The 21,654-nt window shown below is 73.3% G+C and carries 19 protein-coding genes; 15 read left to right on the top strand and 4 right to left on the bottom strand.

Annotation, left to right across the window (positions count from 1 at the left end; all coding sequences use genetic code 11):
• Window positions 1–185 precede the first annotated feature (185 nt).
• The 4 genes from AB0946_RS20505 to AB0946_RS20490 all read left to right on the top strand — a co-directional run bounded on the left by AB0946_RS20505 (window position 186) and on the right by AB0946_RS20490 (window position 3,158).
• Complete coding sequence (locus AB0946_RS20505; RefSeq protein WP_132783268.1) at window positions 186–575, top strand: cell division protein SepF; 390 nt, start codon at window positions 186–188, stop codon at window positions 573–575.
• A gap of 335 nt (window positions 576–910) precedes the next feature.
• The gene (locus tag AB0946_RS20500) at window positions 911–2,107 is read left to right on the top strand and encodes an ATP-binding protein (RefSeq protein ID WP_366762043.1); all 1,197 of its coding nucleotides are present in this window, start codon (window positions 911–913) and stop codon (window positions 2,105–2,107) included.
• Entirely contained in the window at window positions 2,059–2,505 is a 447-nt protein-coding gene (locus AB0946_RS20495) for a nucleotide pyrophosphohydrolase (protein WP_366762042.1), read from the top strand. The genes AB0946_RS20500 and AB0946_RS20495 overlap by 49 nt, the downstream gene beginning before the upstream one ends.
• Before the next feature lie 167 nt (window positions 2,506–2,672).
• Window positions 2,673–3,158, top strand: coding sequence for a DUF6099 family protein (locus AB0946_RS20490; protein WP_366762041.1), 486 nt, complete (start codon window positions 2,673–2,675; stop codon window positions 3,156–3,158).
• Window positions 3,159–3,204: 46 nt separating this feature from the next.
• Here the strand turns inward: AB0946_RS20490 and AB0946_RS20485 are convergent, their stop codons facing one another.
• Window positions 3,205–3,369 (bottom strand): hypothetical protein, encoded by a 165-nt coding sequence (locus tag AB0946_RS20485; RefSeq protein ID WP_366762040.1) that lies wholly within the window; start codon window positions 3,367–3,369, stop codon window positions 3,205–3,207.
• Between the two features lie 237 nt (window positions 3,370–3,606).
• Between AB0946_RS20485 and AB0946_RS20480 the strand changes: the two genes are divergently transcribed.
• Window positions 3,607–4,530 carry an LLM class F420-dependent oxidoreductase gene (locus AB0946_RS20480; RefSeq protein ID WP_366762039.1) on the top strand — a complete coding sequence of 308 codons (924 nt, stop codon included), beginning with the start codon at window positions 3,607–3,609 and terminating at the stop codon, window positions 4,528–4,530.
• Window positions 4,531–5,072: 542 nt separating this feature from the next.
• On the opposite strand, the gene AB0946_RS20475 is transcribed toward AB0946_RS20480, so the two are convergent.
• On the bottom strand, window positions 5,073–5,714 hold the full coding sequence (locus AB0946_RS20475) for a hypothetical protein (protein ID WP_366762038.1): 642 nt from the start codon (window positions 5,712–5,714) through the stop codon (window positions 5,073–5,075).
• A 138-nt stretch (window positions 5,715–5,852) separates the two neighbouring features.
• Window positions 5,853–6,809: a D-alanyl-D-alanine carboxypeptidase gene (locus AB0946_RS20470; protein ID WP_366762037.1), complete on the bottom strand. Its 957-nt coding sequence runs from the start codon at window positions 6,807–6,809 to the stop codon at window positions 5,853–5,855.
• Window positions 6,810–6,971: 162 nt separating this feature from the next.
• Between AB0946_RS20470 and AB0946_RS20465 the strand changes: the two genes are divergently transcribed.
• The 8 genes from AB0946_RS20465 (at window position 6,972) to AB0946_RS20430 (ending at window position 17,780) form a co-directional block, all read left to right on the top strand.
• Window positions 6,972–7,913: a hypothetical protein gene (locus tag AB0946_RS20465; RefSeq protein ID WP_366762036.1), complete on the top strand. Its 942-nt coding sequence runs from the start codon at window positions 6,972–6,974 to the stop codon at window positions 7,911–7,913.
• Between the two features lie 67 nt (window positions 7,914–7,980).
• On the top strand, window positions 7,981–9,447 hold the full coding sequence (locus AB0946_RS20460) for a 3' terminal RNA ribose 2'-O-methyltransferase Hen1 (protein WP_366762035.1): 1,467 nt from the start codon (window positions 7,981–7,983) through the stop codon (window positions 9,445–9,447).
• Window positions 9,444–11,987: a polynucleotide kinase-phosphatase gene (locus AB0946_RS20455; protein ID WP_366762034.1), complete on the top strand. Its 2,544-nt coding sequence runs from the start codon at window positions 9,444–9,446 to the stop codon at window positions 11,985–11,987. The genes AB0946_RS20460 and AB0946_RS20455 overlap by 4 nt, the downstream gene beginning before the upstream one ends.
• Before the next feature lie 239 nt (window positions 11,988–12,226).
• On the top strand, window positions 12,227–14,074 hold the full coding sequence (locus AB0946_RS20450) for a RiPP maturation radical SAM C-methyltransferase (RefSeq protein WP_366762033.1): 1,848 nt from the start codon (window positions 12,227–12,229) through the stop codon (window positions 14,072–14,074).
• Entirely contained in the window at window positions 14,071–14,664 is a 594-nt protein-coding gene (locus AB0946_RS20445; RefSeq protein WP_366762032.1) for a DUF5825 family protein, read from the top strand. The genes AB0946_RS20450 and AB0946_RS20445 overlap by 4 nt, the downstream gene beginning before the upstream one ends.
• Window positions 14,665–14,817: 153 nt before the next feature.
• Window positions 14,818–15,453 (top strand): hypothetical protein, encoded by a 636-nt coding sequence (locus AB0946_RS20440; RefSeq protein WP_366762031.1) that lies wholly within the window; start codon window positions 14,818–14,820, stop codon window positions 15,451–15,453.
• Window positions 15,454–15,474: 21 nt separating this feature from the next.
• Window positions 15,475–17,046 (top strand): hypothetical protein, encoded by a 1,572-nt coding sequence (locus AB0946_RS20435; protein ID WP_366762030.1) that lies wholly within the window; start codon window positions 15,475–15,477, stop codon window positions 17,044–17,046.
• The gene (locus tag AB0946_RS20430) at window positions 17,043–17,780 is read left to right on the top strand and encodes a nucleotide-binding protein (protein WP_366762029.1); all 738 of its coding nucleotides are present in this window, start codon (window positions 17,043–17,045) and stop codon (window positions 17,778–17,780) included. Before AB0946_RS20435 ends, AB0946_RS20430 begins: the two co-directional genes overlap by 4 nt.
• Before the next feature lie 90 nt (window positions 17,781–17,870).
• Here AB0946_RS20430 and AB0946_RS20425 read toward each other — a convergent pair whose 3' ends face one another.
• Complete coding sequence (locus AB0946_RS20425) at window positions 17,871–18,785, bottom strand: macro domain-containing protein (protein ID WP_366762028.1); 915 nt, start codon at window positions 18,783–18,785, stop codon at window positions 17,871–17,873.
• A 101-nt stretch (window positions 18,786–18,886) separates the two neighbouring features.
• Here AB0946_RS20425 and AB0946_RS20420 point away from each other — a divergent pair, with 101 nt between their 5' ends.
• Both AB0946_RS20420 and AB0946_RS20415 read left to right on the top strand, forming a co-directional pair.
• Window positions 18,887–20,248, top strand: a complete 1,362-nt coding sequence (locus AB0946_RS20420) for a macro domain-containing protein (RefSeq protein ID WP_366762027.1) — start codon at window positions 18,887–18,889, stop codon at window positions 20,246–20,248.
• A 166-nt stretch (window positions 20,249–20,414) separates the two neighbouring features.
• Window positions 20,415–21,638, top strand: a complete 1,224-nt coding sequence (locus tag AB0946_RS20415; protein ID WP_366762026.1) for an arginine deiminase — start codon at window positions 20,415–20,417, stop codon at window positions 21,636–21,638.
• The last annotated feature ends 16 nt before the right edge of the window (window positions 21,639–21,654 follow it).

The raw sequence follows: 21,654 nt of genomic DNA, 5'->3' as shown, positions 1-21,654 counted from the left end.
GACCGATGAAGAGTCGGGTATGAGCCCGGTAAGAAGCGGGCGTATCCGTACATCTGACGCAGGGTGTGACGAGCGAGATACGGCCGGCCCGGTCGCGCACCGTGTCGTTGTTGGGCCGAACGGGTGACTTGGCGTAAGAATTGGCTGGTGCAGGCAATGAGTGCGAGTCAGGTCAGGGGGAGCCGGTGAGCCGTTACGACGTCACCGATGAACAGTGGGAAGGGCTCGCCCAGGTCGTGCCGCTGCGGGGCCGGGACGCCTGGCCGTCCGCGGTGGACCACCGCTCGCTGCCCGACGCCGAGACCGAGACGCGGCGCCGGTTCGTGGTCCTGCGCGTCAACGTCTTCGCGGACGCCCGGGAAGTCGCCGAGACCCTGATGGCCGGGGCGCCGGTGCTGCTCGACCTGTCCGGGGCGGAGGGCGACGTCGCCAAGCGCGTCCTCGACTTCAGCACGGGCGTCGTCTTCGGCCTGGGCAGCGGCATGCACCGCGTGGACCGCAACGTCTTCCTCCTCACCCCGCCCGGGACGGAGGTCAGCGGACTCATGGAGGGCGCGGCGATCTCAGGCGGCTGAGCCCCCACCGCCCCCGGCCCACGCCGTACGACGCCCTGCCGGGGCCGACGGGGTCGCGGGAGCCCGGCGGTGGGCGCCGGGGCGCACCGGCCCGGATCCAGACCGCCGAGCCGCTTGCCGCCACGGCCGGCCTGCTCGTCGGACAGGCCGTCGTGGCGCGGCAGGAGGGCGGCGTCGGCGGTGCCGCCGCCCGGATCGAGGGCCGTGGGCGCAGGCGATGGCCGCGGCGGTGGTGTGGTCCGCACGGGATGCCCGTTTGCGCCGGGTCCCCCGTTCGTAGGAACGTCCCGGCAGTGAAACGGTTCGGCGTACGGGCGGAGCCCTACGGTCCGCATATGGCCGTGCCCTCCGTGTCCGCTGAGCCGCCGGCGGCCGACGCGTCCGCCGCCGCGGTCCCCGCGCACTCCCGTCCGTCCCCGGACATCCGGTCCCGGATCACCGAACTGCGGCTGTCGGCCTTCGCCGGACACCGGCGGGCCGGGTTCCCGCTCGGCCCGGTCACCGTGTTCGCGGGGCCCAGCGGGACCGGCAAGACCACCGCGCTCGCCGCGTACGAGGCGCTGGCCCGGCTCGGGGGCGGCGCCCCGCTCGCCGAGGCGTTCCCGGACCCCGTCGCCTGCGTGCCGGAAAGGGCCCGCCCCGACGCCGGGGGCCGGCGGGGATTCCGGATCGGCTGCACCGCCGACGGCGCCGAGGGCCCGGTCCGGCTCGACCTCGCCGTGCAGGCCGAACCGTACCCGCGGATCGTGGGGGAGCGGCTGAGCGCGCGCGGGGTCGTCCTGCTGGAGACCGCCCTGCGCGACCCCGGACGCCGCACCGTCCAGGCCGCCTGGCACACCGCCGGCTCCGCCCCGGTCACCCGCGCCCCGCTCCCCGACGACCGCCTGGGCACCGCCCTGCTGCCGCTGCGCGTGGCCGGCAAGACGGACGGCCAGCGCCATGTGCTCGCCGCGGCCGAGCAGATGGTCGTCGCCCTGCGTTCCGTCTTCCCCTGCGACCCGCGCCCCGGACGGATGCGCGCCCCCGTCCCCACCGGCTCGGGCCGGCTGCTGCGCGGCTGCGGCAACCTCGCCGACGTACTGTGGCGCACGCGCGCGGAGTGCGGCCGGCGGCACGGCCTGCTGGTCGAGGCGCTGCGCGCGGGCTGCGCCGGGCGGGTGGCCGACCTGGTCGCCGAGCCGCTGGCCGACGGCACGGTACGGGCGCTGCTCGACCGCGGCGACGGTTTCCGCAGCGAACTCGCCCGGCTGGGCGACGGCGAACTGCGCTACCTCGCGCTCACGCTGGTGCTGCTGACCGGGCCCGGCGTGCTCGACGTGGACACCCCCGGCGAGGTGCCCGACGCGCTGCGGACCCTCACCGTCCTCGCCGACGGTTTCGACCGCGGCCTCGATCCGGGGCAGCGCCGGGAGTTGCTGCGGACGGCCGCGCGGATGGGGGAGCGGGGGCACATCCGCTGTGTGGCCGCGGTGAACGACGCGTCATGGGTCACGGGGACCCCAGGTGTCACGGTGGTACACCTGAACCCGTGACCGAACACCCCGATCCCGGCCTGGCCCGACTCCAGCGCCGACTGGCCGAGTTCGCCGCCGCGCGGAACTGGCAGCCCTACCACACGCCCAAGAATCTCGTCGCCGCCCTCTCGGTGGAGGCCTCCGAACTGGTCGAGATCTTCCAGTGGCTGACGCCCGAGGAGTCCGCCCGGGTGATGGACGACCCCGGGACGGCGCACCGCGTCAGGGACGAGGTCGCCGACGTCCTGGCCTATCTGCTCCAGCTCTGCGAGGTCCTCGGCGTCGATCCGCTCGCCGCGCTGGCCGCGAAGATCGACCGCAACGAAGTCCGGTTCCCGCTTCCCGGTGCCGGGGACGGCGGCCTGGACCGGGAACAGGGTCGGGGCCGAGGCCGGGGCCAACAACCGGAGGACTGAACTCCGTTATTACTCTGCGGAGTCGAATCGCCGGTCGAATCCGAATTGTTGTCCACAGATTTCGGTCTACCTCTGGCTTTTCGCCCTACGGACCCTCACGCTGGGTAGTGAACAAGGGAGTGCAGGTGGCCGTGTGAGGTGACGCGGCGGAGGGACGGGGGCACCCTATGGATGCGGTACGGCTCATTCTCACGAGCAGGCGGGCCCTGGCGGGCGGCGCCGACGCGGCGGAGATGATGGCGGAGGTCTGGCAGGCACAGGCCCTGGCGCAGGCGATCGGGAGCCGCCTCGCGGTCTCCGGCCCGCCGGAACTGCGCGGCGAGGCACTGGGCCTGACGGAGCTGGCGGGCCGGGGCTGCGGAGTCCTGGACCCGCCCGAACTCGACCCAGGCGATCTGCGCGCGGCCCAGCTCACCCGGCTGGACGACGCCCGCGAGACCCTGCTCTGCCTCGGCGGCCTGCTCGGCGAGGTCGGCATGGCCCTGGTCGGCATGGCCAGCGCCGCGGCCGACGAGACGACGTACTGGCAGTGCATGGAGGCGATCGACGCCGCCGACGAGTCCCGCGACCGCGTCCTGGAGATGCTGCGCAAGCTGGCGGCCCGGGAGGAGGTGCTGCCGGGCGACATCCAGGACAGCCCGTCGGGCGTCTGACCGGCGGCGGCGAGGGGTCACCGCGCGCGTCGCCGAGCCGCCCGTCTCATCGCGCCTCGTCGGCCGCACCCGGCGCCGGCGCCCCGGCCTGAAGGTCCGCCAGGGCCGACAGGTCCGCGTTCAGTGCCGCCATCAGCTCCTCCATCTGCTCCAGCAACCCCTTCGGCCGGCCGGCGGGGCCCTCCGGCTGGGGAACGGACTCTTCCGACATGACGGCCTCCTCGGCCCCCGGCCCGCCGGGGCCGGCGCGGTGACGCGCGACGGAAGCCACGGTCCGGCGCGGGCGCCGGACGGTCCGGCTCCGACGGCCCAACGATCACCACCGGGACCGGTCACCGGCCCGCGGCGGAGCCCGCGCGCGGGGTGGAGGAATTTCACCCGACCGGGGACCGCCGTGCCGGACGGTACCGGCGCGGTTGACGCGGGCGGCGCCGTGCAGGATAGATGTATGGACCTTCGAATCTTCACCGAGCCCCAGCAGGGGGCCACCTACGACACCCTGCTCACCGTGGCCAAGGCCACCGAGGACCTGGGCTTCGACGCCTTCTTCCGCTCCGACCACTACCTCCGCATGGGCAGCGTGGACGGCCTGCCCGGCCCGACCGACGCCTGGATCACCCTGGCCGGCCTCGCCCGCGAGACCAAGCGCATCCGTCTCGGCACACTGATGACCGCCGGCACGTTCCGTCTGCCCGGCGTCCTCGCCATCCAGGTCGCCCAGGTCGACCAGATGTCCGGCGGCCGGGTCGAACTCGGCCTCGGCGCGGGCTGGTTCGAGGAGGAGCACAAGGCGTACGGCATTCCCTTCCCGAAGGAGAAGTTCGCGCGGCTGGAGGAGCAGCTCGCGATCGTCACCGGGCTGTGGGCGACCGAGGCCGGCAAGACCTTCGACTTCCACGGCGCGTTCTACGACCTCACCGACTCGCCGGCGCTGCCCAAGCCCGCCCAGAAGAAGATCCCCGTGCTGATCGGCGGCCACGGCGCGACCCGGACCCCGCGGCTCGCCGCCCGGTACGCCGACGAGTTCAACATCCCGTTCGCCTCGGTCGAGGACAGCGAGCGGCAGTTCGGCCGGGTGCGGGCCGCGGCGGTGGAGGCGGGCCGCGACGCGGACGACCTGACGTACTCCAACGCGCTCGTCGTCTGCGTCGGCAGGAACGACCAGGAGGTGGCCCGCCGCGCCGCCGCGATCGGCCGTGAGGTGGACGAGCTGAAGGCCAACGGGCTGGCCGGTTCCCCGGCGGAGGTCGTCGACAAGATCGGCCGGTACGCCGAGATCGGTTCCCGGCGGATCTACCTCCAGGTGCTGGACCTCGGCGATCTGGACCACCTGGAGCTGATCTCCAGCCAGGTCGGATCCCAGCTGTCGTAGCCACGAGGCGACCCGACCCCGCCTCGGGACCGCCCCCGTGTCCGGTCCCGGCCCACGGGCCCGGTGTGTGACGAGCCTGTGACCGTCACCGTCCGGGACGGGCGCCGCTGACGGGATCAGCCGACGGACGACGACTCCGCGCTCGGCATCCTCTTCGGCTTCCTGCTCTTCCCGGCCGGCGCCCGGACTGGCGCCCGGACCTCGTGCGCCGGCCGGCGTGGACGGCGGGCGGGGCCGCGGTCGTCCTCTGTCTCCTGGGCGCGGGATCGGTCGCGTTCCCCGCGCACGCGTCCTCCTCGGCGCGGACTCCGCACCGGCCCAGGAGTGCCGGGACGGCTTCGCGCCCGGGGTGCTCGTCGGCCGGCGGGCCTCCTGGATGCCGCTCCGCTTCGACTGTGTCCTGGCCGACGGCAGCACCCGTCCCAGCGGTCCCGGCTACTTCCGGGCCGGCACGGGCGTCGCCGGTCTCGGCCTCGCCGCCGTGGCCCTCGGGACACTCGCCGGGGCGATCTCCGAGCGCCGGCCGGAGCCGGGCGGGCCGGTCACAGATCCCGGGTCAGCAGACGCTCGCCGTCCCGGGTGAGGACGAGCAGGTTCCAGGCGACGCCGGCGTCCCCGTCGTCGCCGTCCCACCACTCGGTGAACGCGTCGGCCAGGTCCGCCGCGTCCGCCGCGCGGTCGTGGGAAGCGGTGAGTTCAACGTCGTAGTCGTGGTCGCCGAGGTGGACCAGGACGACCCGGCCCGCCCCCGCCGCCGCGGCCCTCGCCCCGTGGTGCGCGGCCCAGGAACGGAAGCCGGCCAGCAGACCTGGGTCCGTCTCACGGTGGGTCAGGGCGCGCGCGGGACGCCGGTGCGGCGCGCCGGACACCCCGTGCCGGCAGCCGAGCACCCAGGCACCGCGGTCCCGTTCCACGACCTTGCGCGGGCGGGCCGTGAGGGAGCGGCGCACACAGCCGCCCCACACCACTTCCCGGACCGCCGCGCCCTTGCCGCCGGACTCGTGGATCTCCCTGCCGGTGGCCCAGCCGGCGTCGTAGGCGGCCGTCCGGGCCGGTGCGGTCGGGCGCGCGGCGGACGGCGGCCGCCGCGCGCCGGTGTCGCAGGACACCATGAGCAGCGCGAGCAGTCCCAGCGCCGCCGGCGCCCACGCCCGCCACCCGGCCCTCCGGTCGGTCAAGGGCACGGTGGGTCCTCCCCTCACGGTCCTGCCTGGTCCGTCCACAAGATGAGAGGGCCCTCGAGGCGGAAGGGTTGCCCGCGCGGCCCGGCGGACCGGCCCGACGCGGATACCGGGGGGACCCGTGGATCCCCCCGGGCCGGCTCAGCCCCGCTGGGTGAAGCCGTAGTCCAGGATCTTCGCCGCGTCCTTGAAACGCTGGTCCGCCGACGTGTCCGCGAGGATCGTGCCCACGACCGTCCTCGCACCACGGGTGGCCGCGAACACCAGGCAGAACTTCGCCTCCGGACCGGAGCCGGTCTTCACACCGAACGCGCCGCGGTAGGAGCTGAGCAGCTTGTTCGAGTTGTTCCACGGCTTCATGGCGTGCGTTCCGCCGCCGGGCCGGTACGACCGCATGTCGTCGTAGACCTTGGTGCCGACCACCTTCTTGAACGTCTTGTTCTTCAGCGCGGCCCCCGCCAGCCTGGCCAGGTCGCGCGGCGAGGAGTAGTTCTTCCCGTTGGACACCCCGTCGAAGGAGTCGAAGTGGGTGTTCTTCAGGCCCAGCTCCCGCGCCTTGGCGTTCATCTTGCCGATGAACGACTTGGTCCGCAGGGCGGTCGTCGAGCCCGTGCCGTAGGTGTCCGCGAGCGCGTAGGCCGCGTCGCAGCCCGAGGGGAGCAGCAGGCCGTACAGCAGGTCGCCCGTCGTCATCGAGTCGCCGAGGATCAGACTGGCGCTCGAGTAGCGCTGGACGTGCGTCACCGGGTCGATGACGTAGTCGGTGTACTCCTTCTTGATCTTCACCTTCTTCCCGAGGTCCACGTTCCGCTGTGACAGCACCACGAGCGCCGTCATGATCTTCGTCGTGGAGCCGGTCCGCAGCCGCCCGTCCGGCGCCTTGCCGAAGAGCTGCCTGCCGGTCGCCGGGTTCATGGCGTACGCGCCCTGCGCCGACACCTGCGGTGCCGCGGCGGCGGAGCGCTGGGCGGAGGCCGCGGCCGGAGCCGTGGCCGCTTGGGCGGGAGCGGTCGCGAGGACGCCCGCCCCGAGGACGGCACCGGCCGCCACGGCGACGGCGGCTCTCAGGCGTACCCGGGTTCCCTGGCCGTTGGTCATGGTTCCCCCTTCAGTCAGTGGTCAGTTGACGAGGGGTCACTCCATCAGACGCCGGGGCGGGGCGGCCATAACGGAGATCACATGGGCCTTCTGTGAACACCATGTGCCGGAACTGTGGCTTCCGTCACAGCGCACATGATCTCTGCCTGGTCATATGACCGCGTGCGTAAAATCCTCCCCCTCGCCCTCACCGGCCTGCTCGCCGTGTCGGCGTGCCAGTTCGTCGGCGACGACGACCCCGGCGACGAGGCCCACCGCCTCAACACCATGAAGTCGTTCCCGCTGAACGCCTACGTACCGGACGCGACGTCCCGCGACGGCAAGGCCGTCGGCACGGCACAGTGGATCCTCGCCAAGCGGTGCATGGTCCGGCTCGGGTTCACCGGCTTCAAGACGCTCGACATCAGGACCGTCGAGTCGACCTACCCGGTCCGGCAGGGCACCTTCGTGGGCGGCGGCAAGGTCGGGGACGACAGCCCGTACGGCGTGGACGACCCCGGCCTGGCCGCCGAGCACGGCTACCACAACGTGGTGCGGGACGAGTCCGCCGACCAGCCCATGGAGTGGCCCGCCGACCAGTACGCGGCCCTCACCGGCACGTTCGAGTCCGGTGACAGCCACCGGGCGCACGGCCACCCCATCCCCGCGAAGGGATGCATGGGCGAGGCCGTCCGGAAGATCTACGGCCCCGAACCCAAGCCGACGAAGATCGGCGGCGTGCGGCTCAGCGGCTACTACTCGCTCCCCGCGCAGTACTGGTACCAGGCGCACAAGCAGGCGCGGAAGGACCCCGCCTGGAAGAAGGCCGAGCGCGAGTGGTCCAGCTGCATGAAGGACAAGGGCTTCCGCTACTCCGACCCGGACCAGGCGTCCACCGACTCCGACTGGTTCCGCGGTGACAAGCCGTCGGAGAAGGAGAAGAAGACCGCCGCCGCGGACGCCCGGTGCAAGCTCGACACCGGCTTCATCCAGGCCGTGCACGCCCTCGAGAGCCGCGCGCAGAAGACCGCCATCAGCGAGAACAAGAAGGCGCTGGACGCACGGCTCGCCGACGACCGGCGGGCCATGGCGAAGGCGCGCAAGATCGTCGACGACGAGTCCTGAGCGGGGCGGGCCCGGCCGAGCGGAAAACCTGTGGTCAGCCAGGTTCCGGCCGGGGAGACTCGGCAGCATGTTCCTGACGATCTCCACCACCGGCACGGCCGGGAACCCGGCCACCGACCTCGGGTACCTGCTGCACAAGCACCCCGACAAGGCGCAGGCGTTCTCCACGTCGTACGGCACGGCGCACGTCTTCTACCCCGAGGCGGACGCCGAACGCTGCACGGCCGCCCTGCTGCTGGAGACCGACACGAGCGCACTGCTGCGCCGGGGCAGGGGCAAGGGCCGCGGCGGCGCCCCCGACGCGGCCCTCGCGCAGTACGTCAACGACCGCCCCTACGCGGCCTCCTCGCTCCTCGCCGTCGCGCTGAGCACCGTCTTCTCCAGCGCCCTGCGCGGTGTGTGCAACGCCCGCCCCGGGCGGGCGGCGGCCCCGCTGCCGCTGCGCGTCGAAGTCCCGGCGCTGCCCGCCCGCGGCGGAGCCGGCCTCGTACGACGGCTCTTCGAGCCGCTCGGCTGGACGGTCACCGCCGATCCCGTGCCGCTCGACACCGCGTTCCCGGAATGGGGCGACTCACGGTACGTCCGGCTGGTGCTGGAGTCGGAGCGGCTGACCCTCGCGGAGGCGCTGCGCCACCTGTACGTCCTGCTGCCGGTGCTGGACGACGCCAAGCACTACTGGGTCTCCGCCGACGAGGTCGACAAGCTGCTGCGCGCCGGTGAGGGCTGGCTGGCCGGCCACCCGGAGCAGCAGCTGATCACCAACCGTTATCTGTCCCGGCGCTGGTCGCTGACCCGGCAGGCACGCGAGCGGCTGGAGCTGGTGCGGCTGGCCGAGGCCGACGACAGCGAGGTCGAGGACATCGACAACGCCGTCGCGGAGGAGACCGAGGCGGAGGAGAAGCCGGCCCCGCTCGCCGAGCAGCGCCGGGCGGCGGTCCTCACCGCGCTGCACGCATCCGGTGCCGCACGCGTCCTCGACCTCGGCTGCGGCGAGGGCCAGTTGGTGCGGGCACTGCTCAAGGACACCCGGTTCACCGAGATCGTCGGCGTGGACGTGTCCGTACGGGCCCTGACCATCGCGGCGCGGCGGATCGGCCTCGACCGGATGGGGGAGCGGCAGGCGGCCCGCGTCCGGCTCGTCCAGGGCTCCCTCGCCTACACCGACAACCGGCTCAAGGGGTACGACGCCGCCGTGCTCAGCGAGGTGATCGAACACCTCGACCTGCCCCGGCTGCCCGCCCTGGAGTACGCGGTGTTCGGGCACGCGCGTCCCCGCACGGTCGTCGTGACCACCCCGAACGTCGAGTACAACGTCCGCTGGGAGAGCCTGCCCGCCGGACACGCCCGGCACGGCGACCACCGCTTCGAGTGGACCCGCGAGGAGTTCCGCGCGTGGGCGGCGACCGTGGCCGGACGCCACGGCTACGACGTCGAGTTCGTCCCCGTCGGCCCGGACGACGCCGAGGTCGGCCCGCCCACCCAGATGGCCGTGTTCCACCGTGACGACACCGAGAAGGAGGCGAAGGCCGCATGAGCGCGACCCGCGAGCCGGGACGGGAACTCCCCGTCACCGACCTCTCCCTCGTGGTCCTCGTCGGCGCCTCCGGCTCCGGCAAGTCCACGTTCGCCCGGCGGCACTTCAAGCCCACCGAGGTGATCTCCTCCGACTTCTGCCGCGGTCTGGTCGCCGACGACGAGAACGACCAGAGCGCCAGCCGGGACGCCTTCGACGTCCTGCACTACATCGCCGGCAAGCGGCTGGCCGCCGGCCGCCGCACCGTCGTGGACGCCACCAGCGTGCAGCAGGACGGCCGGCGTCAGCTGATCGAGCTGGCCAAGCGGTACGACGTGCTGCCCATCGCCATCGTCCTGGACGTGCCGGAGGAGGTGTGCGCCGAACGCAACGCGGCCCGCACCGACCGCGCCGACATGCCCCGCCGGGTCATCCAGCGGCACATCCGCGAACTGCGCCGCTCGCTGCGCCACCTGGAGCGCGAGGGCTTCCGCAAGGTGCACGTCCTGCGCGGGACGGAGGAGGTGGAGAACGCCACCGTCGTCACCGAGAGGCGCTACAACGACCTGACCCACCTCACCGGCCCCTTCGACATCATCGGCGACGTCCACGGCTGCTCCGCGGAACTGGAGGCGCTGCTGGCCGAGCTGGGGTACGCGGACGGGGCGCACCCCGAGGGCCGTACCGCCGTGTTCGTCGGCGACCTGGTCGACCGCGGTCCGGACAGCCCCGGCGTGCTGCGCCGGGTGATGTCCATGGTGAAGTCGGGCAACGCCCTGTGCGTCCCCGGCAACCACGAGAACAAGTACGGCCGCCACCTCAGGGGCCGCCGGGTCCAGCCCACCCACGGGCTCGCCGAGACCATCGCGCAGATGGAGGGCGAGAGCGAGGAGTTCCGGGCCGAGGTACGGGAGTTCATCGACGGACTGGTCAGCCACTACGTCCTGGACGGCGGCCGGCTCGTGGTCTGCCACGCCGGCCTGCCGGAGAGGTACCACGGCCGCACCTCCGGCCGGGTCCGCTCGCACGCCCTGTACGGGGAGACCACCGGCGAGACCGACGAGTTCGGGCTGCCGGTGCGCTACCCGTGGGCGGAGGACTACCGGGGCCGGGCCGCGGTGGTCTACGGTCACACACCCGTGCCCGAGGCCACCTGGCTCAACAACACCATCTGCCTGGACACCGGTGCCGTCTTCGGCGGCAAGCTGACCGCGCTGCGCTGGCCGGAGCGGGAACTGGTCGACGTACCGGCCGAGCGGGTCTGGTACGAGCCGGCGCGGCCCCTGCGCACCGAGGCGCCCGGCGGACAGGACGGCCGGCCACTGGACCTGGCGGACGTGCACGGCCGCCGGGCGGTGGAGACCCGGCACGCGGGCAGGGTGGCCGTCCGCGAGGAGAACGCCGCGGCGGCCCTCGAGGTCATGAGCCGCTTCGCGACCGACCCGCGCCTGCTGCCGTACCTGCCGCCGACCATGGCGCCGACGGCCACCTCGCGGGTCGACAGCTACCTGGAGCACCCCGAGGAGGCCTTCGCGCAGTACGCGCGGGACGGGGTCGCGCGGGTGGTGTGCGAGGAGAAGCACATGGGCTCCCGCGCGGTGGCCCTGGTCTGCCGGGACGCGGAGACCGCGCGCAAGCGGTTCGGTGTGGACGGCCCCACGGGGTCGCTCTACACCCGTACCGGGCGGCCGTTCCTCGACGACGCGGAGGCGACCGAGGAGATCCTCGGGCGGCTGCGCTCGGCGGTCGGGGACGCCGGCCTGTGGGACGAGCTGGACACCGACTGGCTGCTGCTGGACGCCGAGCTGATGCCCTGGTCGCTGAAGGCCACGGGGCTGCTGCGCGGGCAGTACGCGGCCGTCGGCGCCGCGTCCGGCGCGGTGTTCCCGGGCGCGCTCGCCGCTCTGGAGGCCGCGGCGGCGCGCGGTGCCGACGTGGGCGCCCTGCTCACCCGGCAGCGCGAACGCGCCGCCGACGCCCGGGCGTTCACCGCCGCCTACCGCCGCTACTGCTGGACCACCGAGGGCCTGGACGGGGTCCGGCTGGCCCCCTTCCAGCTCCTGGCCGTCCAGGGCCGCAGCCTCGCCGCGCTCCCGCACGACGAGCAACTGGCCCTGATCGACCGGCTGGTGGAGCACGACGGCACCGGACTGCTGCAGACCACCCGGCGGCTGTACGTCGACACCGGCGACCCGGAGTCGGTCCGCGCGGGCGTCGACTGGTGGCTGGAGATGACCGGCCGGGGCGGCGAGGGCATGGTCGTCAAGCCGGTCGAGGCGCTGGTCCGCACCCCCGAGGGGCGGCTGGTGCAGCCCGGCGTCAAGTGCCGGGGCCGTGAGTACCTGCGGATCATCTACGGTCCCGAGTACACCCGTCCGGAGAACCTGGCCCGGCTGCGGCAGCGGTTCCTGAACCACAAGCGGTCCCTGGCGCTGCGCGAGTACGCCCTCGGCCTGGAGGCCCTGGACCGGCTCGCCGGCGGGGAGCCGCTGTGGCGGGTGCACGAGGCGGTGTTCGGGGTGCTGGCGCTGGAGTCGGAGCCGGTGGACCCGCGGCTGTAGGCACCGCCGGGCACACCTCCTGACGGCACCGGCACACGCCTTCCCGGTGTGCCGGTCACACGACGCCCTTGTGCCGCGCGCACACCTGTCCATATGGTGGACAGCCGTGCGGCGCAAGGGCGTTGGCGTGCCCCGAGGGGAGTGACGAGCGTGGAGATCAAGAAGGTCGTGGTCCGCGAGGAGCAGCGGAGCACCACCCGCCGGCCGGCGATCCTGGAGAAGCGGCCGACCCGCTGAGCATGCGCGTCCACCTGGTCACGATGCCGTGGCACCCCCTCGACCTGCCCTCGCTGCAACTGGGCCTGCTCCAGCGGATCGTGCGGCGGGCCCGCCCCGGCGACGAGGTCGGCGAGTTCCACGGCTCGCTGCGCTGGGCGGAGTTCCTGCTGGAGAACTCCGGCGGCCGGCTCCGCCCGGGCGACTACGTCGAGGTCGGCAGCGACGCCATCTTCCACGGCCTCGGCGACTGGGTCTTCTCCGGCGTCCTGTACGACGACCCGGGCTGGGGCGAGGCCCGGCTGAAGGAGTACGCGGCCGACCGGGACGTCCCCGTCGGCACCGCGCTCGCGATGCGCCCGTACGCGGCCGGCTTCATCGACGCCTGCGCCGCCGAGATCCTTGCCGCCGGGCCGGACGTGGTCGGGTTCACCAGCACCTTCATGCAGAACGTGCCGTCCCTCGCCCTCGCCCGCGCACTCAAGCGAAGACACCCGGGGGTGACGGTCGTCCTCGGCGGCAGCAACTGCGACGGGCCGATGGGCCACGCCCTGCACCGCAACCACCCCTTCGTCGACCACGTCGTCCGCGGCGAGGCCGAGTACGCCTTCCCCGCGCTCCTGGACCACCTGGAAGCCCGGACCGCCCCGGCGGACGTCCCCGGACTGTGCTGGTGGGACGGCACGGTGTCCCGGGCCAACACGGAGACCCGGCGGACCGTGGCCCCGGCCGACATACCCTCGCCCGACTACGACCAGTGGCAGGCCGCGCTGGACGCCTCCCCGGTCCAGGAGCACATCCATCCGAAGCTCGTCGTGGAGGGCGCCCGGGGCTGCTGGTGGGGCGAGAAGCACCACTGCACCTTCTGCGGGCTGAACGGCACGGCCATGGCCTTCCGTGCCAAGCCGGGGGAGCGGCTGTGGACGGAGATCGACCGGCTGGTGCGCCGCCACCGCCTCCTCGACGTGGTCACCGTCGACAACATCATCGACATGGCCTACTTCCGCGACTTCCTGCCGCGCTTGGCCGGGAGCGGCTGGGACCTGCGGCTGCACTACGAGGTCAAGTCGAACCTCACCCCCGCGCAGCTCGCACTGCTCGGCGATGCCGGCGCCGTGCACATCCAGCCCGGCATCGAGAGCCTGGGCAGCCGCGTCCTGGACCTCATGGACAAGGGGGTCACCGGCGCCCGCAACGTCCGCACCCTGCGCGAGTGCGAGAACCACGCCCTGACCTGCTCCTGGAACCTGCTGTACGGCTTCCCCGGCGAGACCGCGGACGACTACACACCCGTCATCGACCAGCTGCCCGCGCTGGTCCACCTCCAGCCGCCGAGCGGCGCCCACCGCATCCAGCTGGAACGGTTCAGCCCGCACTTCACCGACCCCGGCCTCGGCTTCGGCGAGCGCCGCCCGGCCGCGATGTACCAGCACGTCTACGACCTTCCCGAGCACGAACTCGCCGACCTGGTCTACCTGTTCGACACCGAACCGGCGGGCATCGCAGGCCCGGTCGAGCGGCGGCTGAAGGAGGCGGTGGCCGACTGGCGGGCCGGGCACGCGGACTCCCGGCTGCTGTGCGAGGAGGACGGCGCGGAGCTGCTGGTGCACGACCGCCGCCACGGCCGCCCGCCCGCCACCCACCGCTTCACCGGCTGGCGGGCCGCGGCCCTGCGCCGGCTGGAGGAGGGCCGGACCGTTCCCGCGCTGCACCGCCTGCTCACCGCCGACGGCCACGACGTGCCGGCCCGGTCCCTGGACGCCTGGGTCGACCACGCGTTCTCCCTGGCCCTGCTGTTCCGCGACGGCACCACCTACGTCTCCCTGCCGACCCGGGGAGAGCCGGTCCGGCTGCCCGAGGGGGCCGCATGAGCGGGCTGACCGGGGAGGGCAGGACGAACGGGCCGGCCGGGGAGGACGCGGTGGAGGGGCTGCCCGGGCGCGTGCCGCACCGACGCACCGGGCGCCGGGTCGAGGTCGCCCAGCCCCTGGACATGAGCGGCACGGGCCGTGCGACGGCGGAGGCGGTACGGTTCCTGCGCGAGTGCCAGGGCCTGGGCCTCGGCGTGGACTGGCGGGCGACGGGCACACCGTCGTACGACCCCCGCCTGCTGCGCCACCTGCCTCCGCCCACCGAACTGCGCGCCGGTCCGGGGATGCTGGCGTCCTGGCGGGCGGGCCACGCCCACGGCACCCTCTACCACCGGCGCGGACCGGACTTCGTCACGGTCCTGGACCGCAGGGAGCGGGGCACGGCCGTCCGCCTGACCCTGGACCACCCCGCGCTGCACGCCACGTTCCTCCGGCTGCTGGAGCCCACGCCCGTCGCGGAGCTGGACCCCACCGAGCGGGAGGCGCTGGAGCTGCTCGCGGCCGAGCGGCTGGTCCTGACGGGCGGCGACTGGGCGGTGACCCTGCCCCCGCGCGTCCGGCGGTGGCCGGTGCCCTGCACCGCGATCTGAACCCCTGTCCGCCGCACGCCCCGCGCGTCGCGGATCGGAAGCGCATCGGAAGCGCGAATCCGGCGCCCGCCCGGCGGATGTCGGGCAGAGTGACTGTCGTCATACCGACGGAACAGCGAGATCCCGGCCGCCTGCCGGGAGTTGCGAGGACCCATGAACCACACCTACGAGCCGCCGAGCCTCTTACCCGCCGGCGGCAGGGAGCGGACGTACGCACTGCTCATCGGTGGTGTCCCCTTTCTGTTGATCCTCCTCATGGGCATCGCGTCCCACCTGGGCTCGGAGGACGGCGGCGGACCAGGGACGCCGTCCGTCTACGGCAGCGGCTACTCCGGAGGCTACTCGGACGGCTACTCCGGCGGTTCCGGCCCGTCGTCCCCGGACACGCCGGCACCGGACACCTCCACGGCGTACGAGACGCCGACCTGGTCGTCCACCGACGGCGCCGACCCCACGGACACCGCTTCCAGTCCGGCCGGCACCGAGAGCACCGAGGCGGCCGACAGCCCCGCCGGCACGGTGACCCGTTTCTTCGAGGCCATCAACGAGCGCGACTACCAGACCGCCTGGGAGCTGGGCGGCAAGAACCTCGACGCGTCCTACACCTCCTTCGTGTCGGGCTTCGCCACCACCGAGCGGGACGACGTCACGATCGAGTCCGTCCAGGGCGAGACGGTCTGGGTGGATCTCCTCGCCCGGCAGACCGACGGCACGCAGAAGTCGTACAGCGGCCGGTACACCGTGGTCGACGGTGTCATCACCGACGCCTCCATGAACCCCACCGGCTGAGCAGAGCGGAGCGAGAAGACAATGGCGAGCGACTTCCTCACCGTGCCCGCCCCGTCGCCGGAACCGGACCGGCCGTCCGCGGCCCGCCCGGCCGCGGACGCCACGAGCAACGCCACCCGGCTGCTGTGCGCGGGCACCTACCTCGACCCGGTCTACCGCGCGGGCGTCATCCGCGAGTTGCTGACCCACCGGTACCGGGTGGTGGCCCCGTCGTACGGCTACGACGCGGTGCCCGTGCTCGCGCACGCGCTGGCCGCGCGCCGGCTCCAGCGCCTCCGGCTGGCCGTGTTCGCCGCGGGCGCCGCCGTCACGTCCGTCCTCATGATCACCGGCGCGCTGAGCGGGTGGACCGCGCTTCTGGCGGTGCTGTGGCTGCTGTGGGTCACGGCCTTCCTGCGGCGGGTCGTCACCCTCCAGACCCTGACGCGCCGGCTGGCCCCTCCGACCGGCGGGGGACGCCGGGGGTTCGACGGTTCGTACCCCGAGCACCCGGAGCTGACGCCCGAGCTGGTGGACAAGATCAGGCGGGAACAGTCCTCGGACGGCACGGTGATCCGCTACGGCGGCTACAAGCCGTTCGTCGGCGCGGGCACCCAGGTGCGCCGCTGGTCCAACGCGGAACTGCTGATCGGCGCGCCGCTCGGGGTGTTCGACGGCCGTCCCGGCGCGGGTCCGCCCGCGGCACCCGGCACGGCCGGCCAGGAGCCCAAGCGCAAGGAGGTCGTCCCCTTCACCGTCGAGGAGCTGAGCGCCTACGTCGCCGACCGCCTGACCGCCCGGCTGCGCGCCCAGGCCCGTCCGACGCAGCGGATCGAGGGCCTCGCCGTCGAGCGGAGCGTCTTCACCACGGCCGTCACGACGCTCCGGGGCGTGGCGGAGCCGACCCCCGAGCAGCTCGACGGCGACTGGCAGGACGTGCACGACACCGGACGCGGCTATCTGTGCGTCCGGGTGGGCTCCTGGGACCAGGAACTGGTCACCACGGCGTTCGTGGGCTTCGACCTCAAGGGGAACACCCTGCACACCGAGTTCTACTCGTACGTGCTGGCGCCGGTCCGGGCGAGCTTCCGGCTGGTGGACCGGCTCCCCGCCGCCCTGGACGAGCGGCTGTTGCTCAAGCTGGCCTGGCACACCCTGCGCGGCACGCCCCACTCCGCGGTACGGTCGGCCGCCGCCAAGGCCGCGGGTGCCCGAGTGCTGCCGCGGCTGCCGTGGGCCAAGGAGAAGATCCGGTTGCCGCAGCCGGCCGACACCAGCGAGTTCGGCCTCGGCCGCTACGCCGACGCCCTGCTCAACCGCGGCGCGGTCACCAGCGTCCGGGAGATGGCGACCAGCCCCCACTTCCACGTCTTCTTCCAGGAGACCGACACCATCAAGTACACGCAGATCGTGGAGCGCCAGTTCCTCCACGTCGTCCGTGACTTCCTGTACGAGCACAACGTGGACCTGACGGAGCACGAGGCCCGTCAGACGAACATCCTCAACAACTACGGGCACAACAACAGCTTCGTGCACGGCGACAACAACACCACCAACTCGGGCACGCAGAGCTTCGGCGGCCCGAACGGCGGTCAGGGGGCGGGATCCGCATGACGCACACCTCCACGGGCGGCAACAGCAGCGACTACGGGAGCCGGAACGACTTCGGGCACAACAACAGCTTCGTCACCGGCGACAACAACACCACCAACTCGGGTACGCAGAACCACTACGGTGCTCCTCCGGCCGCCCGTGCCGCCGGACCGGACCAGGACGGCCCCGCCCCCGACCGCCGCCGCAACGTCTTCGTCGTCCACGGGCGGGACGAGGAGGTGCGGCTGAGGATGTTCGACCTGCTGCGCCTGCTCGATCTGCGCCCGCTGGAGTGGGAGGACCTGGTCAAGGCCACCGGCAAGACGGCGCCCTTCCTCGGCGAGGTCGTCGCCGGCGCCCCCGAGCTGGCCCAGGCGGCCGTCGTGCTGCTCACCCCGGACGACATCGTCCAGCTCCACCCGGACCTGCGCGGCCGGACCGAGCCGCCGTTCGAGACCGAACCCACCGGTCAGCCCCGGCCCAACGTGCTCATCGAGCTGGGCATGGTGCTGATGGCCTACCCGGAACGCACCCTGATGGTCGAGGTCGGGGAGCTGCGTCCGATCGCCGACGTCGCCGGCCGGAACGTCATCCGGTTCGACGGCACGGAGACCGCCCTGCGCAAGATCGCCGAGCGGCTGAAGCTGGCGGGCTGCACGGTTGACGACACCCGTTCCGACTGGCTCCAGACCTGGCCGTACCGCCACCTGTCGGCGTACGGCCGCACCGGGCGGGCGGCACCGCCGGCCCGCTGAGCCGCGGTACGGGCCCGGTGGTTCGTCCACAGTCGGGGGACGGGCCCGTACCGCTCACGCCCCGCCACCGGGGCGCGGGGCCGCCCGGCGTCAGACATGGCGCCGGGCGCCCGCCGCCAGGCCGGCCAGGAACGCGCCGGTCTCCGGCAGGTCGATCCGCGCCAGCTCACCGGGGCGGACCACCACGTGCAGCTCGCGGCAGACCGGCCGCTCCCACGAGTGCACGACGAAGGACAGCAGGATCAGCCGCAGGAGGCTGTCCTCGTCCAGGTCGTGCAGCCGGGCCAGGCCCGCGCCGGTCAACGGCATGGTGAGGCGTTCGAGCTGGCCGTGCCGGTGGACGGCGTCCCACAGCCGGTCCAGGCCCAGCCACAGGTCCTGGACCTTGGAGGAGGCGACACAGTCGTTGCCCATCCGGCTGTAGGCGACGGCGAAGACGAGGTCGGGCCGGGTGCCGAGGACGGCGACCGTGCCGACCGGATACCGGGCTCGCTTGCCGCGCGGCTTGTCCCGGGCGCTCTCCCACGCCACCGGGGTCACCCCCTCCAGCGCGGTGGCCAGCTCCGCGTCCAGCCGCCGGGCGTCCCCCGCGTAGCGACGGGCGAGCAACTGCCCCTGCACACTCCCGTCGTTGATGACGACACCGTCGTCCACGACGGTGTCGAAGGTGTCGGTGAACCCCACCACGAGCTGTCCGGGCTGCTCGAAGAGGTCGCCCTCCTCGACCACCACCGTCATCCCGGGACGGGCGAACTCCTGCCGCACGGCGGCCTGCGGACGCGCCCGGGCCAGCCCCCAGGCCAGGCACAGGGTCACGGAGCCGGCGAGTACCGGCCCGGGCCGGGACACGACGCCCGGGAAGAGCTGGCCGGCGAACTGCACGACGGCCGACACCCCGCCGAAGGCCGCCAGCACACTGCCCGCGAACACCCGCCGGTCGCGCCACGACCGCAGGAGACGCGGCCACGCGGACCGCGGCGACGGGTGGGGACCGGTCGATCGCATGCTTCCCTCCATGTCCTCTTGCTACGCTGACGGCACTGTTGACGGGACGTCACGCGGCGGAGGGGGCGAGGCGCGTGCAGACCCGTGCCCCGTGCATACGGGTGAGCGTTCTGGGCCCCGTCCGGCTGGACGTGAACGGCGCCGCAGTACGCCTCACCCCGCTCACCGCCCGGCTGCTGCTCCGGCTGGTCGCCGCCGACGGCGAGGCCGTCACCGCGCGCCGGCTGTACCTGGACGTCTGGCAGCCGACCGTGGAGCTGCCGCACCAGGACCTGCGCAACCGCAACGAGGTGCAGAAGCGGATCCTGGAGCTGCGGCGCGCGTTCGACCGGGCCGGGCCGGGGCACGGCGCCCGGATCCTGCGCACCGGCCGGCTGCCGACGGCGCGCGGCGCCGAGAGCACCTACCGGCTCGACCTGTCCGACGACGAGCTGGACAGTGTCGTGTTCACGCGCCTGGTCGGCGACGCGCTGCGGGCGGCACCGGCCTCGGCCGTCCGGCTGCTCACCGACGCCCTGCGGCTGTGGCGCGGCCGGCCGCTGACCGAGGTGCGGGACGAGGAGTTCGCGCGCGCACCGGTCCGACGGCTGACCCAGCTCAGGGAGACCGCGCTGCGGGAGCTGATCGCCGGCCACACCGCGCTGGGCCGCTACGACCTCGCCCTGCCGGTGGCCGAACAGACCGCCCGGGAACGCCCGGACGACCCGGAGGCCGCCGCCGCCCTCGCCCGGCTGAACGCCCGGCTGCGCGAGCGGCACGGCGACGAGCTTCTGCGGCACACCCTGCGCGGGTTGCGTGTGGACGTCGTCGTGGTGCGCGGCGACCTGTTCGACCAGGAGGACGCCAACCTCGTCGTGGGGTTCTCCGACACCTTCGACACCTCCACCGACGACGTCGTCATCAGCCGGGAGAGCGTTCAGGGGCAACTGGTCGACCGTCTCTTCGAGGGCCGGCACCGGCTGCTGGACGACCACCTGCGCCGGGGGCTCAGGGAGGTCGCCCCGCTGGCCACCGAGAGCGTCCGGGCGAAGCCGCGCGGCCGGCGCATCCGCTACCCGATCGGCACGGCCGTGCCGGTCCCGGTCGGCAGACGCCGGGTCTTCGCCCTCGCCTACTCCCGGCTGGGCAACGACCTGCGCGCCCGGTCCGCCCCGGCCGACCTGCGGCTGAGCCTGGAACGCCTGTGGCCGTCGGTCGCCCTGCACGGCCTGTTCAGACCGGTGGCGATACCGCTGATCGGCGCCGGCCTGTCCCGCCTCGTCGAACTCGACCACACGCAGCTGCTGTCGCTGATCGTCGAGACCTTCACCGAGAGCCTGCGCCAGGACCCGGCCGTCTGCCCCGAGCTGCGGATCGTCGTCCGGGACGGGGAACTGGAGCGGACCGACCTCTCGGCGGTGGAGGCGTTCCTGCGCGGCGCGGACGAGCGGGGCCCGGTACTCCCGCCGGCCGGAACGGTCTGACCTGTTCACGCTCCCAGCAAAGCGCCGCCCCCGCTTCCGCCGACAGTCACCGTCCGCTTCCGGACCGCTTCCGGCAGTCGCCGGCCGGCATGAGGCGCGGAAACCGGCGGGCGCGGAAACCGCCGAGCGGAGGGTGAAGCGGGGCTCCGGTGGTCAGGATGGAGGCATGGGATTCCACGTCGACTCCGAGGCCGGGCGGCTGCGCCGCGTCATCCTGCACCGGCCGGATCTGGAGCTCAAAAGGCTCACCCCCAGCAACAAGGACGCCCTGCTCTTCGACGACGTGCTCTGGGTGCGCCGGGCGCGCGCCGAGCACGACGGCTTCGCCGACGTACTGCGTGACCGGGGGGTCGAGGTGCACCTCTTCGGGGACCTGCTCGCCGAGACCCTGGCGTTCCCCGAGGCCCGCGCGCTCGTCCTGGACCGGGTCTTCGACGAGAAGGAGTACGGCCCCCTCGCCACCGACCACCTGCGCGCCGCCTTCGACCGGATGACCCCGGGCGAGCTGGCCGAGGCCCTGGTCGGGGGCATGACCAAGCGGGAGTTCCTGGCGGAGCACGCGGAACCGACCTCGGTCCGCTTCCACGTCATGGAGCTGGACGACTTCCTGCTCCCCCCGCTGCCCAACCACCTGTTCACCCGGGACACCTCGGCGTGGATATACGACGGCGTCTCCATCAACGCCATGCGCTGGCCGGCCCGGCAGCGGGAGACCGTCCACTTCGAGGCGATCTACCGCCACCACCCGCTGTTCCGTGACGAGACGTTCCACGTGTGGTCCCGGGGGCAGGCGGACTACCCCTCCACCATCGAGGGCGGCGACGTCCTGGTGATCGGCAACGGCGCCGTGCTGATCGGGATGAGCGAGCGCACCACCCCGCAGGCCGTGGAGATGCTGGCGCACAAGCTGTTCGCGGCCGGCTCCGCGCGCACGATCGTCGCGCTCGACATGCCCAAGCGGCGCGCCTTCATGCACCTCGACACGGTGATGACCATGGTCGACGGCGACACCTTCACCCAGTACGCCGGCCTCGGCATGCTGCGTTCGTACACCATCGAACCGGGCGTCGGCGAACGCGAGCTGAAGGTCACCGACCATCCGCCGGAGCACATGCACCGTGCGATCGCCGCCGCGCTCGGCCTCGGCGAGATCCGGGTGCTGACCGCCACGCAGGACGTGCACGCCGCCGAGCGCGAGCAGTGGGACGACGGCTGCAACGTCCTCGCCGTCGAACCGGGCGTCGTCGTCGCCTACGAGCGGAACTCCACCACCAACACGCACCTGCGCAAACAGGGCATCGAGGTGATCGAGATCCCGGGCAGCGAGCTGGGCCGCGGCCGGGGCGGCCCCCGGTGCATGAGCTGTCCGGTGGAGCGGGACCCCGTGTGAGACGGCGGAGGACGAC

Source organism: Streptomyces sp. NPDC046870 (assembly GCF_040704595.1).
GTDB lineage: Bacteria > Actinomycetota > Actinomycetes > Streptomycetales > Streptomycetaceae > Streptomyces > Streptomyces argyrophylli.
This window is presented reverse-complemented; position numbering and strand designations above follow the sequence as displayed.